Source organism: Microlunatus phosphovorus NM-1 (genome assembly GCF_000270245.1).
Lineage (GTDB): Bacteria > Actinomycetota > Actinomycetes > Propionibacteriales > Propionibacteriaceae > Microlunatus > Microlunatus phosphovorus.
The window spans coordinates 3970485-3984643 of record NC_015635.1 but is presented as its reverse complement, the minus strand read 5'-3'; the positions used below and the strand labels follow the sequence as shown (position 1 = coordinate 3984643).

Here is a 14159-nt window from a genome sequence, read left to right as displayed (position 1 = left end):
GGCTGTCGGCGTCGGGCCTCGGCAGCGTCGTCGGCTCGGGCGGGCACCTCTGAACGGGCGCGTCGGATCCACCTGGCACACTGCTGCCATGCGCGTACACATCGGCACCGACCACGCCGGATTCGAACTCAAGCAGCACTTGGTGAGTGAGCTGACCGCCAAGGGATACGAGGTCGTCGACCACGGGCCGGCGGAGTACGACCCGGAGGACGACTATCCGGTCTACTGCCTCCCGGCGGCGCAGGCGGTCGTCGACGATCCCGGCTCGCTCGGCATCGTGATCGGCGGCTCGGGCAACGGCGAGGCGATCGCAGCCAACAAGGTCGACGGCGTGCGCTGCGCGCTGGCCTGGAGCGAAGAGACCGCCAAGCTCGGCCGGTTGCACAACGACGCCAACGTGATCTCGGTCGGAGGCCGGATGCACACCCCGGAAGAGGCGACCGGATTCATCGAGCTGTTCCTGGAGACGGCCTTCAGCGGGGACGCCCGACATCAGCGCCGGATCGACCTGCTCGCCGACTACGAGGCGGGCCGCTAGCGGATCGCCTCGCCAGCGACCGGGAGCCGCTGGGATCTCGCTGGTAGCCTGTTCCCATGGAGGCCATCATCGACTCCGGGGGACGCATCGTGCTTCCCAAGCATCTTCGTGACGCGCTCGGCCTGACGCCCGGCACCAAGGTTGACATCTCGCCGTACGGGACCGGTGTGCAGGTGACACCTGGCGGGCGGACGGCCCGATTGGAGCGGGAGCCAGACGGTCGGCTCGTGGCGCGCGGCGACGTGGAGGTCACCGACGATCTGATGTACGCGCTGATCGACTCAGGTCGGCGGTGACCGATTCACCGGTGACCGATCCACCAGTGTCGGTGGACACGAGTGTCGCGGTGCCACTGCTGGTAGCTTCCCACCAGCACCACGACGCCGTCGCTGAGTGGGCGCGTGGTCGCGCACTGAGTGTCAGCGGCCACGCACTCGCCGAGACGTATTCCGTTCTGACCAGGCTTCCTGGCAATTCACGCGTCGCCCCCGGCGATGCCGTCGTGCTTATCGACGAGAGCTTCGGCGGGGTGCTGGTGTTGTCCGCCGATGCAGCACAGACGGTTCACCGAGAGCTGTCCGGCAGCGGGATTGCCGGAGGCGCCACCTATGACGGCTTGATGGCACTGGCTGCTCGTGAGCATGGCGCGACCCTGGCGACCAGGGACGCGCGGGCGCGGGCGACGTACGAGGCGTTGGGTGTTGCTGTCGAGGTGGTCGTCACCTAGTGGGGTGGGTCTAGCGGCGGCCGTCGACGCGGGCCAGTAGCTTCTCGAGCACGTCGAGGGCCATCCGCTCGTCTTCGTCATCGGGCCGGGAGATGTCGCGCGCCCGCATCGCGCGATCCAGGGTGAGAAGTCCGGAGACTCCGTCGCGGCCGAAATCGCGGGGCCAGAGCTCGCGGGGGTCGACCCCGCGGGCAGGAGCACCTGTCATAGTTGTCAGCCTATGGCCTCAGACCGACAGATTCAGTGAGATGCCCGAAGGTCACACCCTGCACCGCCTCGCCGGACTGCTCAATGACAGCTTCGGCGGGCGCAGCGTACGCGTCAGCAGTCCCCAGGGCCGCTTCGCTGCAAGCGCAGCTCTGCTCGACGGCACGACCATGGTCGCTGCGTGGGCCCACGGGAAGCAGCTGTTCTGTGATTTCGAGCACGATCGCACGCTGTACATCCATCTCGGTCTGATCGGCGGACTCGACATCGGGCCGCCGGCTCCGGTCCGAGGCGAGGTCCGCGTACGACTGGCCACCGATGACGCGGTCGCCGATCTACGGGGACCGCAGGCCTGCGCTCTCGTCACGCCGGAGGAGGTCGCGGCGATGACCGCCAAGCTCGGGCCGGATCCGCTGCAGGCCGGGGCCGACCCCGAGCTGGCTTGGGCGAAGATCAACCGGTCGGGCCGCCCCATCGCGGCCCTGCTGATGGATCAGTCGGTGCTCTCGGGCGTCGGGAACGTCTACCGGGCAGAGGTGCTGTTCCGGAACCGGATCGACCCGCACCGGCCCGGCAAGCAGCTGTCCCGGCGCAGCTGGCGGGCGATCTGGTCCGACCTGGTCGAACTGATGCCGATCGGCGTCCGGGATGGACGGATCGACACGGTCCGGCCCGAGCAGACGCCGGAGGCGATGGGGCGACCACCGCGAGTCGACGACCACGGCGGTGAGGTGTATGTCTATCGCCGGGCGGGCCAGGCCTGCTTCATCTGCGGCAGCCGAGTGCGCACCGAGGTGCTGGCCGCTCGGAACCTGTTCTGGTGCGGGCGATGTCAGCGGCGCGGGTGAGTGCGGCCACGACCGTACGCCAGGCCGGCCGACTGCGCTTGACGGTCGACGAGACGGGTCGGATCACCTCCGTGGCCGAGCGCCGACATCTGGAACGGCCCTTTCTGGCCGAGGTCGATCTCGCGCCGGCGATCGTGGCGGGAGGGGTCGAGTCTTGGCTCGATCGGGAGGTCGGTATCGATGACGACGAGATCGACATCACCGTACGGCGCGAAAACTCACTCAGTGTCAATCTCCGGCACAGCCTGAGCACAGGATGGGCGAGCAGGCTGCTGATCGTGAACACAGGAGCCGAGCCGCTGGTGGTGGAGCGGCTGCCGCTCCGAGTGCGACCGGCCCCGGGACACCGGGTCTCGGCACTCGCCGCCGGCTCTCGGATCTGCTGGACCGCGCAAGCCGAGGACGGCCACGGCCCGCTGCTGACCGTGCGCCTGACGGCCGGCGCTGCCGCGAGCATCGGGGCCGAACACATCGAGTTCGGTGGGTTGCGGCTGACGCCGGGCCAGCGCTACGTGGCGCAATTGCGCTGGGAACTGCTCGCCACACCACGGTCGGTAGTCGTTGGACCGGGCCGGGACGTGCTCGTTGCCCGCGCGGTCTATGAGGTCGGGGAGTCCGCGCTGCTCCCCGATGACCCCGACGCGGCGCTTGTCGTGCCGCCCGACGTGGCGGTGGACAGCATCGAGGAGGCCGACCTCGCGGGCCGGGAGGTCTTCGTCACCAGCCCCGGCCGTCATGAGATCGAGCTTCGTTCGGCCGAGGGCGATGTGCGGTGGGAGCTCAGCTGGGTGCGTCCACTGGCGGATCAGCTGCAGGCTTGGGCCGACACGATGCTGGCTCGACCACGGACGTCCGCCGGCGTGGTGGCGATCGAGGATCTGCCGTCGGCGATCGTGCTCCAGGCCGCGCTCGGCGCGGGTGGACTCGAGGACGCCGACGATGCGTCCGACGCGCTGGATCTGCTGACCGCCCGACTGCTCGACGGCCCAGCTCCTGGCGGAGGCGCCAACCCGCAATCCGTGCTCTATCTGCTGGGCGAGCACGGGCGTACCGGTGACCTCGACGTCGTCGATGCAGCGGTGCGGCAAGCAGAGATCCTGCTGGCCCAAGGCGCTCCGCCGATGCCAGGACTCGGCCTGGCCGTGCTGCGGATGGTGCTGGCGACGGCCAGCGGCGAGCTCGGATCGTCGACGGCCGGTCGAGTGTCGAGCGTGGTTGCCCAGTGTGTGGCGCGGGCTGCGCAGCACACGGGTGACGGTGACGACAGGGGCCGTGACGACCGGGGTGGCGAGGAACAGGACCCTGGGATCAGTGCGGTTCGGCGGGCCGCCGAGCTGGAGCTGCTGTTGGCCGTCCTGCCGCTGTTGCCACCCGATCCGGGACACCATCAGCGGATATCCGAGCTGGTACGCGTGCTGGGGGCCGCGCTGGGCGGCGGACTGCCCGGGAGACTGCTTCGACCGCCACCGGTGACCGAGCACGCGTACCTGGTCGCGGTGCTCCGGATGCTGCCCGAAGACGGCTACCCCGAGGTCACTCGGTCCTGGGGAGCGCCGGCGGCCTTGTTGGCCCAACAGGCCACTCTGCAGGTGCTCGATCGCCTGACGCTGGGCACGGAGGTGGGCACCGACCCGGTCGCGCACCTCGACCCGAGTTCGGAGATCGCCGCGGCTGCTGCGTGGCTCGCCTTGGTGCAGCGTCATGGCTGAGGCACCTGCCGGGGCGATGGACGGTGCCCAGCCCGGAGCCATCCTGGAGTGCGATGCGGTGCTGGGAGCCCGGACGGCGCACCTCACCATCGAGCGCGGCGAGGGACCACCACTGATCCTGATCAGCGGTTGTGGGATGCCGTCCTATGTATGGGATCCAGTGGTGCGCCACCTGCCCGGCCGTCAGATCGTGCGGCTCGATCGCCCTGGGATGGGCGGCACGCCCTGGCCCGATCAGCTGCCGACGCTGGCGGAGGAGACCGACACTCTGATCGGGCTTGCCGAGCAGCATCCAGGTGGTGTCTTTGTCGCCCACTCGATGGCTTCCTTCCATGCGGAGGCGGCCGTTCGGCGACGCCCCGAGCTGGTCGCCGGACTGGTGCTGGTCGACGGCAGCGCCGAGCCGGCCGTGCGGAAGCCGATCGGCGAAGGGGCCTGGTTGGCCGTCGCTCGGGCTGCCGAATGGGCCGCGCAGCACCGGCCGTTGGCGGCGCTCGGTCCGGTCGTGGACCGGATCACCGTGACCGCGCAGAGCCGGCGCCGGCTGCTCGACCCGATGGACTCCCGGTCGCTGACCACCTACGCCAGCGCCGACGCCGTCGCCAGTGTGATCACGGAGTGGGCCGGTTACCGGCGGCAGGCCAACGACCTGCTCCAGCTCCGTGCCGAGACCCGGTGGCCGATCGGACTGCCGGTCGAGGTGATCACTGCCGGGAGAGCCGGGGGAGGGCGCTGGGTCGCCGCTCAGCGTGAACTGGCCGAGCTGCTGGGCGGCAATCAGACGGTGCTGCCAGATTCACGGCATCTGGTCATGCTCGACGAGCCGCACAGGATCGCCTCGGCTACCGAGCAGGTCCTGGCCGTCATTGCCGAACGCACCGAGCGGTCATAGTCGCCCGCCCATTCCAGCCGTCCCGCCTGCGACACACGCGCAACTCGATTGCTCGCATTGATGAGAGTCTCATTGATGCGAGTCTGCGGCTCAGGCGCTGCGCTCGCCCGGCCAGCCGTCGCCGAGCCGTTCGACCCGGCCGGCCCCGATCGGCGTACCCCGGTTGGCGATCCGTGGGGCCACCGCTCGACCGACCACATACTTCAGGATCGGACGCATCGCGGTGCCGTCCAGCGACTCGATCTTCGCGATATCGGCAGCCAGGTCCTCGCATTCGGTCAGCGACACCCGGTCCAGATCGGTGTGCTGCACGACGCGCAGGAACTTGCGCTCCCGGATGAACGTCGGACGCAGGAACATCCGGAGGCTGCGGATCAGCAGGTCGGTGTCCTCGCCGGACCAGCCCTTGAACCGGGCACTCTCGTCGTAGCCGCCGAGCAGATCGAAGTTGGCCTTCGAGAGGGCGATGCGCCCCATCGACCCCTTGTGCACTCCGAGATTGAGCCGGTTGTCCAACCGGTTCGTCGCAACGATCGCGTTCGGTCGATGGGTGAAGATCGCCCGCAGATACTCCACAAAGCCGAATCCGACGAAGTTGTCCGCGTCGACGTTGCACACGAAGTCACCGGTCGCCAGCGCGTGCGCCATGTTCTTGGCGTGGCTGTGTCGGAAGCGGGTGTGCCCCTCGGACCGGGCGAATTTGAGGATGCCGGCGTCGAGGTAGGGCTGCAGCGTCGGATCGGAGGTGATCCACTCGGCGAGGTCATCGGGGCTGCTGTAGTCCAGGACCACGAACTCCACGGCGTCCGGGCGTGCCCAGTCGACGCTGTCGGCGAGGTTGCGCGGCAACGTCTGCTTCAGATGATGTGCCCGACCCATGCAGGTCGTGCACAACGAGATCTTCATCTGGCGTCCAGCTGGCCTTCGGGTGGTGGGAAGTGTGGTGAGCCCCCGAGGGGTCGATCTGCTTGCAATGCTATGTCCAAACCCAGCGTGACCTGGGGTGCGACTCACCCGGCCGGCGACCAAGATCGCTAGAGGCCGGATCGGCTGAGCAGGAGGGCCAGCGCGGTGCGGTCGCGGACCGCCAGCTTGCGCAGCAGTGCGCTCACGTGGTTCTTCACCGTCCCCTCGGCCAGCACCAGTTCGGCGGCGATCTCGCCGTTGGTGCGGCCCGCCGCGACATGGGTGGCGACCAGCCGTTCGGTGCGGGTGAGCAGGGCGAGTGGGTCGTCGGCGTTGTCGGTGGCTGCAGTGCCGCGGGCAGCAGCGCTGCGCAACGCGACGCCGGCGACCCGTGGATCGATCACGACTCCGCCGTCGCGTACTGCGGCGATCGCCTCCGCCAAACGTTCGGGCGAGACATCCTTGAGCAGGAACCCTGCCGCCCCGGCGCGTACGCCATCGCGCACCAGTTCGTCGGTGTCGAAGGTCGTCAAGATCACCACCGGCAGGCTGGGGTGCTCGCTGCCGCATCGCCGAACCAGCTCGACGCCGCCCATGCCGGGCATCTGCGCGTCCGCCAGCACCACCTCCGGATGGTGCTTGGCGATCATGGCCAGCGCTTCGTGGCCATCAGCGGCCTCGGCGACCACCTCGATCCCGCCGGCCGCCTCCAACAGCAGCCGGACACCGCGCCGCAGCAGTTCCTGATCATCGACCAGGACGATCCTGATCATGGCATCGCCCCCGTTGTCAGCGCTCCCGTCGTCAGCGCAACTCCAGTCAGCGGAATGGTGGCGGCCAACTCGAGACCGGTATCGGAGGCCCGTACGTCGGTTCGTCCGCCGAGCGCGCCGGCCCGCTCGGCCAGCGAGCGGAGCCCGAAACCCGGGGTCACCGCGGCGGTTCGCCCGCCATTGTCGACCACCGCGAGGGCGAGCTCGGAACCGTGGATCCGTTGGCTGACCTCGACCCGGGACGCTGAGGAGTGCCGGATCACGTTGGTGAGCGCCTCCTGGACGAACCGCTGCCGGAACCGGGCCAGTTCGCCGTCGAGGTCCGCACCGGCGGTGTCATCGCTGACACGCACCGCCAGCCCGGTGCCTTCGAACGAGGAGGCCAACGCGGCCAGGTCCGCCACACCGCCTTCGGACACACCGCTCGGGTGCAGCGCCCGCGCGAGCAGCCGGATGTCGGCCAGGGTCTTCGCGGCCTGGCTACGCGCTTCGGCGACTTCCGCCCAAGCCCGGTCGGGGTCCTTGTCGCGCATTCGTTCGGCGAATTGCAGCGACATCATCATCACCGTGACCTGATGCCCGATTCCGTCATGGAGATCCCGGGCGACGCGCTGCCGCTCCTGCAGTGAGGCCAGTTCGATCGCGGATTCGGCCCGTATCCGGACCTGGACGGCGAGCGCTGCGTTGGCGCGGCTCTGCTGGTCGATCTCGGCAAAGAGCCAGGCGACGATCAGCCCGAATCCGAACAGCAGTGAGGAGCCCACCGCTTGCTGGGCGATCCATTGCCAACCTCGGCCGGAGACCACGAAGACCACGGCCTGCAGGACGACCATGCTGACCACGACGAGCACGCCGGCCCGCAGTCCATAGGACCGCAGCAGCAGGATCAACGCGACGACGAAGAGGAACATCGGGTGGGGCTGATCTCCGATGGCGAAGAGGCTGGTGACCACCAGCGTGAAGGCGATCGCGATGGCATCCAGCCGTTGCGGCCGTTCGGGTGGCGGCTGCATCTCTCGCCGCCAGGCGAGCCACAGGATCATCGCGACCAGGAGCACGATGGCGTAGCCGATCGTGCGGGCGAGCTGGCTTTCCATCATCGCCAACTCGATGATCCGCGTTGCCGCGGCCAGGATCGACAGCGTCACCACGACGTCGAGTGCGAGCGCGGCCCGATCGCGTACCGGCCGCCGGCGACCCTGGTCGTTGCCTCCGCGCGTTGACCCTGCGAGAGCCGAATCGAGAGCCACCATGCCTGTCAGCCTAGGGTTCGTTCGGGGTGGGAACCCGTGGCGGTAGACATCTGAACCCATGACCGTGGTCATGGTTGCCTCCCTGCGATCCATGACGCCGGCCGGGCGCGACGGAGTCCCCGGCTCGGCAGGGTATGTGTCATGAACGAATCAGCGCACATCTCACCTCAGCCATCGTCGACCCAGCGATCGTCGACTCAGCCGGTTTCGAGCGAGCCTGGTGGTTCGGTGGCCGAGGGTCCGAGCCGACCGGGTCGGCTGCTCCACCTCCTGATCCTGCTCGGACCGGTGGCCGCCCTGCTGTTGGCGAATCTGGCGATCGCCGGGTTGATGCAGGTCTTGCTCCCGCTGGACCTGGATGCTCCGGCCTGGATCCTGACGGTCATCGTGGTGGGCCAGTCTGCGGCGGTCTGCGCACTGGTGGTCCTGTTCTGTGCCCTGCTGCTGCGGGTCCAGGGCCTTCGGCTGCGAGATGCAGGTCTGTGCTGGACGAGGACCAGCTGGGCAAGTCTGCTCGTGGGTGTTGGTGTCGGCATGGCGGTGGTGCTGGCCGTTGGTCTGCCGCTGACCTGGTCGGGCTTGCTGAGAACCAGCCCGGGCTTCGGGCTTCCCTGGTGGGGATTGGTGATCGCGGGACTTGCCCAGGCGTTTCTGCTCCAAGGCCTGCCCGAGGAACTGCTCTTCCGCGGCTATCAGATGACCGCTTTGCGTACGCGCCCGATCGTCGCGCTGTTCATTTCTGCCGCGGTCTTCGGCGTCATACACCTGGCTTCCAGTGGAGGACAGCAGAATGTGCTCGAGCGGATGCTCTATCTGGTCATGCCGTTCGGCTTTGCCATCGCCGGCGGTGCCTTGATGATTCTCCTCGACTCGCTGTGGGCGGCAGTCGGCGTACACGGCGGGGTGCACGTGGGATCCCTCATCGGTCTGTTCGTCGGACTGGGCAGCGGCCCGGCGTTCTGGGTCGGCTGCGGACTGGTGTGGACCATGCTCGGGCTCGTCCTCCTGGCCGTCGCCAAGCGCCGGGGCAAGCTCGACGGGCTTTGGACCGGTCCGACCCGCTGAGTTGGTGATCTCGCGGCGCCGGGTTCTGGTACCTGGGGTCGTACGTGGCCCGGCGGCGCGAAACGTGCATGGTTCACGTTGGGGTTTGAATCGGATGTGGCCCGGCGGCGCGAAGCGTGCGTGGTTCACGCGGGAGTCGCGATCGTACGTGGCCCGTGGGCGTCAGATGACGCTAATCCTCCGGTCCGCGCAGCCGGCGCTCCGCCGAGACCAGGGTGAACTCGGGATGACCGCTGACCTGTCGCTCGATGGTGTCCAGAACCTCGGTCAGATGCGCGGGGTCGCCGGCCACGACCGCGACGGCGATCCCCGCTCGACGGTGCAGATCGTGGTGGGCGACCTCGGCGACGCTCACCGCGTACGTCCGTTTCAACTCGGCGATCAACGGCCGGATCACCGAACGCTTCTGCTTCAGCGAGAACACCTCACCGAGCAGGAGGTCGAACTCGATCACTCCCACCCACGCGAACATGGCAGGCAGGTTATCGCTCACCGGCAAGCACTGGCGCGGCGTACGGGCGGGCAACGCGCGCGGATGGTGGGATATCGAGCGGATCCGCCGGTCGGGGCAGCAGAATGCGCTCATGACCATGTTGACTGGTCGCGCTCCGCGCCCCGCGGTCGGACCATGACCAGACCGGTGATCGGGATCTCGTCCTACCGAGAGCAGGCCCGGTTCGGCGCGTGGGACACCACCACAGATCTGTTGCACGCGAACTATGCACGCTCCGTGGAGGCCGCCGGCGCGGTGGCGGTGCTGTTGCCGCCACAGAGTGCTGGTGCGGCCGAGGTCGTGGGACGGCTCGACGCGTTGATCATCGCGGGTGGGGCGGACATCGACCCGGCACGCTATGGGGCGATGCGGCACCCGATGACCCAGCACAACAGGCTGGATCGAGACGCGTGGGAGTGGGCACTGTTGGACGCTGCCGAGGCGGCGCGGATCCCGGTGCTGGGGATCTGCCGTGGCATGCAGCTGATGGCGGTGCGAGCCGGTGGCAGGCTGGAGCAGCACCTGCCGGACGTGGTCGGGCATGGCGAGCATGCACCCGCGCCGGGTGCCTTCGGGTGGACCCCGATCCGGACCACGGCCGGTTCGACGGTGCGCCGGTTGGTGGGCGACGAGGTGCAGGTCACCTGCCACCACCACCAGGCCGTCGCCGATCACCCCGGCTTCGAGGTGACGGCTCGGGCTGCGGACGGCACGATCGAGGCGATCGAAGATCCGGAGCGTCCCTTCTGGATGGCCGTGCAATGGCACCCCGAATACGGCGACGACCACGGGCTGTTTCGTGGACTGGTCGCCGCCACCGGCGCCGATGCTGTCCCGACCGCGCTCACCGAGTCAGTCGCACCACCCACGGCGGCTTGTCGGTAACGCGGCCCGGCGGCAAACCTCTAGGCGACCGCGCAGCGTGGGCGATACGGCAGCGGGTCGGCTCGGTGCAGAGCCGGGTCGGCTTCGGCGAAGGTCCTTACCGGCCCGGGCCCGGTCTGCCAGCTCTCGAACCGTACGGTGACCCGGCCCAGCCCGGATCCCCAGACCCAGCCGCGGCCGTGCTCGTCATGCTCGACATCGATGCCGGGCAGCCACCGGTGTCCATGTCGGGCGGTCACGCCCGCTACCGGTATGTCCGGGCCCGTGACACCGGCCACCGGCACCTCCGCCCCGGCACCGTTCTGGCCCCCGACGCCACTCTCGCTCTCGGCAACAGATCCAGCCGCTGACTGCCTGACCGTGCCTGACTCGTCGGCGGAGTCCGGTGAGTCGGTCGGATCGTTCCCGCTTTCGTCGAAGAGCTGATCCTGGACGACCTCGGTCAATCCGGCCACCCCGACGCCGAGCAGCCGGATCCCGCCGGTGAGGTCGATGGCGTCCAACAGACCGCGCGCCAGCCGGGCGATCTCGTCCGGGGTGTCGATGGGGGAGCGCAGCGTCGTCGACCGGGTCTGGGTGGAGAAGTCATGGCGGCGCAGCTTCAGCGTCACCGTCCGAGCGAACAGCCCGGCCGAGCGCAGCCGCGCGGCGACCTGGCGGGCATGACGTTCACAGATGGCCGTCAAGGTCGCCCGGTCCACCAGATCGGTTTCGAAGGTGTCCTCCATCGAGATTGACTTGGTCTCCCGCTCCGGCTCCACGGGTCGGTCGTCGCGCGCGTACGCCAAATCGGTCAGCCCTTGGGCGTGTGCCTTGCCGATCAGCTGGGCCACCTCGGCGACCGAGACCCGCTGCAGGTCGGCCACCGTGTGGACCCCGATGCGCTGCAGCTTCTCCGCGGTCACCGGGCCGACTCCGGGGATCACGCTGACCGGCAGCGGTTCGATCAGTGGGACCTCCGCGCCGGGGGCGACCACCACCAGCCCGTCGGGCTTGCCCAGCTCGGTGGCGAGCTTGGCGATGAACTTCGACGACCCGATGCCGACCGAGGCGGTCAGCCCTCCAGTGGCCGCCGCGACTTCCGCTTTCAGTTCGCCGACCAGCCGACGCAGCCCGGCGTCGGTCAGCTCGACCGGTCTCCGGGCCTGGGCCAGATCGACGAATGCCTCGTCCAGCGAGAGCGGCTCGACCGCAGGCGAGAGCTCCCGCAGGATGCTCATCACCTCGTGGCTGGCTGCCCGGTAGGCCTCGAACCGGCCGGCCAGGAAGGCCGCGTGCGGTGCGCGCCGCCGCGCTTCGTGGGCGGGCATGGCCGAACGCACCCCGAACCGGCGGGCTTCGTACGACGCGGTGGCCACCACTCCCCGCTGGCCGATGCCGCCGACCACGACGGCCTTGCCCCGCAGTGAGGGCTTGTCGCGCTGCTCGACCGCGGCGAAGAACGCATCGAGGTCGAGGTGCAGCACAGACGGCTGAGAGCGCACGACCCCATTCTGACCGGACCCTCCGACACCGGTCCGCGACAAGGTGGCCTGCGCATCTCGGAGCGCGGACGGGTATCTTGCATCCCCACGGTTTCGCGGCATCGGTGCCACCGACGAGAATGGCCACGTACGACCGACCGAGAGGACCAGCAGATGGACATCTGGCCGGGCAAGTCCTACCCCTTGGGAGCGACGTACGACGGCAGCGGCGTGAACTTCGCGATGTTCTCCGAGGCGGCGACCAGGGTCGAGCTCTGCCTGCTGGACGACGAGGGCGAGGAGACCCGGTTCGAGCTGACCGAGGTCGACGGCTACGTCTGGCATGCCTACCTGCCGGGCGTTCAACCAGGGCAGCGGTACGGCTACCGGGTGCACGGCCCGTACGACCCTGGGCAGGGCCCGCGCTGCAATCCCGCCAAGCTGCTGTTGGATCCGTACGCGAAGGCGATCGAGGGCATGATCGACGGCGACGAGTCGCTCTACTCGTACCGGTTCGACGACCCGAGCCAGTTCAACGACGACGACTCCCGCGGCCACACGATGTTGTCGGTGGTCGTCAACCCCTACTTCGACTGGGGCCATGATCGTCCGCCGGGGCACGAGTATCACGAGTCGGTGATCTACGAGACCCATGTGAAGGGTCTGACCATGACCCATCCGGACGTGCCGGAGGAGATCCGCGGCACGTATGCGGCCCTCGGGCACCCGGTGATCATCGATCACCTCAAGAGCCTGGGTGTGACGGCGGTTGAGCTACTGCCGGTGCATCAGTTCGTCAACGACCCGCACCTGGTTCAACGGGGCCTGTCGAACTACTGGGGCTACAACACCATCGGGTTCCTGGCGCCGCACAACACCTACTCCAGCGGCGGGGGGCGCGGTCAGCAGGTCACCGAGTTCAAGGCCATGGTCAAGGCGCTGCATGCGGCGGGCATCGAAGTGATCTTGGACGTGGTCTACAACCACACCGCCGAGGGCAGTCAGCTGGGCCCGACGATCGCCTACCGGGGCATCGACAACGCCATGTACTACCGGCTGGTCGACGCCGATCGCTCGCACTACTACGACACCACGGGCACCGGCAACAGCCTGCTGATGCGCAGCCCGCATGTGCTCCAGCTGATCATGGACTCGTTGCGCTACTGGGCCCAGGAGATGCACGTCGACGGCTTCCGCTTCGACCTGGCCGCGACCTTGGCCCGGCAGTTCCATGAGGTCGACAAGCTGTCGGCGTTCTTCGACATCATCCAGCAGGACCCGGTGATCTCGCAGGTGAAGCTGATCGCCGAGCCGTGGGACCTGGGCGACGGCGGCTATCAGGTCGGCAACTTCCCGCCGCTGTGGACCGAGTGGAACGGCAAATACCGCGACACGGTCCGCGATTTCTGGCGGGGCGAGCCCAGGAGCCTGGGTGAGTTCGCCTCGCGATTGACCGGTTCGTCGGATCTCTACAACCACTCCGATCGGCGGCCCACTGCCTCGATCAACTTCGTCATCGCCCACGACGGCTTCACGCTGCGCGATCTCGTGTCCTACAACCACAAGCACAACGAGGCCAATGGTGAGGACAACCGGGATGGTGAGAGCCACAACCGGTCCTGGAACTGCGGCGTCGAGGGGCCGACCGAGGATCCCAAGATCGAGGCGCTGCGGCTCAAGCAGCAGCGCAACTTCATCACCACCTTGATGCTCAGCCAGGGTGTCCCGATGCTGGCGCACGGCGACGAGCTGGGCCGGACCCAGGGCGGCAACAACAACGTGTACGCCCAGGACAACGAGATCTCCTGGGTGGACTGGGACCTCGATGCCGACTCGCGGGACCTGCTCGCGTACACGTCGGCCGCGATCGAGCTGCGCCGCAAGCATCCGGTCTTCCGGCGGCGCCGCTTCTTCGCCGGCGATGCCAAGCACGGCGGCAAGAGCGAGCTCGGCGACATCTTGTGGCTGCGTCCCGACGGGCACGAGATGGACGAAGGCGACTGGAACTCCGGCTTCGCCCGCAGTCTGATGGTGTTCTTGAACGGAGATGCCATTCCCGAGCTGGACGCCGCCGGCCGCAGCGTCAGCGACGATCATTTCCTGCTGCTCTTCAACGCCTGGTCCGAGGCGATCAGCTTCACCCTGCCGCCGGCGGCCCTGGGCAACAACTGGCTGGTCCGGCTGGACACGCATCACGGCACGGTGGATCCGCCCGATGCCAATCCGTGGCGAGCCCGGTCGAAGCACTCGATCCAACCGCATTCGATCGTGGTCTTGTCGACGTCCGTGGTGCCCGACGAAGAGCGGCAGGCATCTCGGTCCCGCGCGCGGCGGGTCAGCCCGACCATCGCGCGCACCTCGCAGCGTCGGTAGGCAAACTGCCCGACAGACGGCCGTTTA

15 protein-coding genes are annotated in these 14159 nt (G+C 68.5%); 9 read left to right on the top strand and 6 right to left on the bottom strand.

The genetic code is table 11. The features are described from left to right. Positions 1–88 precede the first annotated feature (88 nt). From MLP_RS17775 to MLP_RS17765, 3 genes are read left to right on the top strand one after another with little or no spacing between them, the layout of a single operon-like run. On the top strand, positions 89–538 hold the full coding sequence (locus MLP_RS17775) for a ribose-5-phosphate isomerase (protein ID WP_041792883.1): 450 nt from the start codon (positions 89–91) through the stop codon (positions 536–538). Positions 539–594: 56 nt separating this feature from the next. Next, complete coding sequence (locus MLP_RS17770) at positions 595–834, top strand: AbrB/MazE/SpoVT family DNA-binding domain-containing protein (RefSeq protein WP_013864543.1); 240 nt, start codon at positions 595–597, stop codon at positions 832–834. Positions 835–845: 11 nt separating this feature from the next. After that, positions 846–1265, top strand: coding sequence for a type II toxin-antitoxin system VapC family toxin (locus MLP_RS17765; protein ID WP_197536432.1), 420 nt, complete (start codon positions 846–848; stop codon positions 1263–1265). 10 nt (positions 1266–1275) lie between these two features. Here the strand turns inward: MLP_RS17765 and MLP_RS17760 are convergent, their stop codons facing one another. Further along, entirely contained in the window at positions 1276–1473 is a 198-nt protein-coding gene (locus MLP_RS17760; protein ID WP_013864541.1) for a hypothetical protein, read from the bottom strand. 40 nt (positions 1474–1513) lie between these two features. Here MLP_RS17760 and MLP_RS17755 point away from each other — a divergent pair, with 40 nt between their 5' ends. From MLP_RS17755 to MLP_RS17745, 3 genes are read left to right on the top strand one after another with little or no spacing between them, the layout of a single operon-like run. After that, positions 1514–2320, top strand: coding sequence for an Fpg/Nei family DNA glycosylase (locus tag MLP_RS17755; RefSeq protein WP_013864540.1), 807 nt, complete (start codon positions 1514–1516; stop codon positions 2318–2320). After that, positions 2293–4029, top strand: a complete 1737-nt coding sequence (locus MLP_RS17750; RefSeq protein ID WP_013864539.1) for a hypothetical protein — start codon at positions 2293–2295, stop codon at positions 4027–4029. Before MLP_RS17755 ends, MLP_RS17750 begins: the two co-directional genes overlap by 28 nt. After that, the gene (locus MLP_RS17745; protein WP_013864538.1) at positions 4022–4921 is read left to right on the top strand and encodes an alpha/beta fold hydrolase; all 900 of its coding nucleotides are present in this window, start codon (positions 4022–4024) and stop codon (positions 4919–4921) included. The genes MLP_RS17750 and MLP_RS17745 overlap by 8 nt, the downstream gene beginning before the upstream one ends. A gap of 90 nt (positions 4922–5011) precedes the next feature. Here MLP_RS17745 and MLP_RS26605 read toward each other — a convergent pair whose 3' ends face one another. From MLP_RS26605 to MLP_RS26600, 3 genes are all read right to left on the bottom strand, one after another. Continuing rightward, positions 5012–5827: a glycosyltransferase family A protein gene (locus MLP_RS26605; protein ID WP_013864537.1), complete on the bottom strand. Its 816-nt coding sequence runs from the start codon at positions 5825–5827 to the stop codon at positions 5012–5014. Between the two features lie 128 nt (positions 5828–5955). Next, a complete protein-coding gene (locus tag MLP_RS17735) occupies positions 5956–6600 on the bottom strand; it encodes a response regulator (RefSeq protein ID WP_013864536.1) in 645 nt (214 codons plus the stop codon). Then, on the bottom strand, positions 6597–7853 hold the full coding sequence (locus MLP_RS26600; RefSeq protein WP_013864535.1) for a sensor histidine kinase: 1257 nt from the start codon (positions 7851–7853) through the stop codon (positions 6597–6599). The genes MLP_RS17735 and MLP_RS26600 overlap by 4 nt, the downstream gene beginning before the upstream one ends. Positions 7854–7994: 141 nt before the next feature. Here MLP_RS26600 and MLP_RS17725 point away from each other — a divergent pair, with 141 nt between their 5' ends. Beyond that, positions 7995–8918, top strand: a complete 924-nt coding sequence (locus MLP_RS17725; RefSeq protein WP_013864534.1) for a CPBP family intramembrane glutamic endopeptidase — start codon at positions 7995–7997, stop codon at positions 8916–8918. Between the two features lie 172 nt (positions 8919–9090). On the opposite strand, the gene MLP_RS17720 is transcribed toward MLP_RS17725, so the two are convergent. Beyond that, positions 9091–9390 carry a DUF503 domain-containing protein gene (locus MLP_RS17720; protein ID WP_041790214.1) on the bottom strand — a complete coding sequence of 100 codons (300 nt, stop codon included), beginning with the start codon at positions 9388–9390 and terminating at the stop codon, positions 9091–9093. A gap of 156 nt (positions 9391–9546) precedes the next feature. On the opposite strand from MLP_RS17720, the gene MLP_RS17715 reads away from it, so the two are divergent. Further along, positions 9547–10296, top strand: coding sequence for a gamma-glutamyl-gamma-aminobutyrate hydrolase family protein (locus tag MLP_RS17715; RefSeq protein ID WP_013864532.1), 750 nt, complete (start codon positions 9547–9549; stop codon positions 10294–10296). A gap of 20 nt (positions 10297–10316) precedes the next feature. On the opposite strand, the gene MLP_RS17710 is transcribed toward MLP_RS17715, so the two are convergent. Then, positions 10317–11780, bottom strand: a complete 1464-nt coding sequence (locus tag MLP_RS17710; protein WP_013864531.1) for a DNA polymerase IV — start codon at positions 11778–11780, stop codon at positions 10317–10319. 153 nt (positions 11781–11933) lie between these two features. On the opposite strand from MLP_RS17710, the gene glgX reads away from it, so the two are divergent. After that, positions 11934–14132 (top strand): glycogen debranching protein GlgX, encoded by a 2199-nt coding sequence (gene glgX, locus MLP_RS17705; protein WP_013864530.1) that lies wholly within the window; start codon positions 11934–11936, stop codon positions 14130–14132. Positions 14133–14159 lie beyond the last annotated feature (27 nt).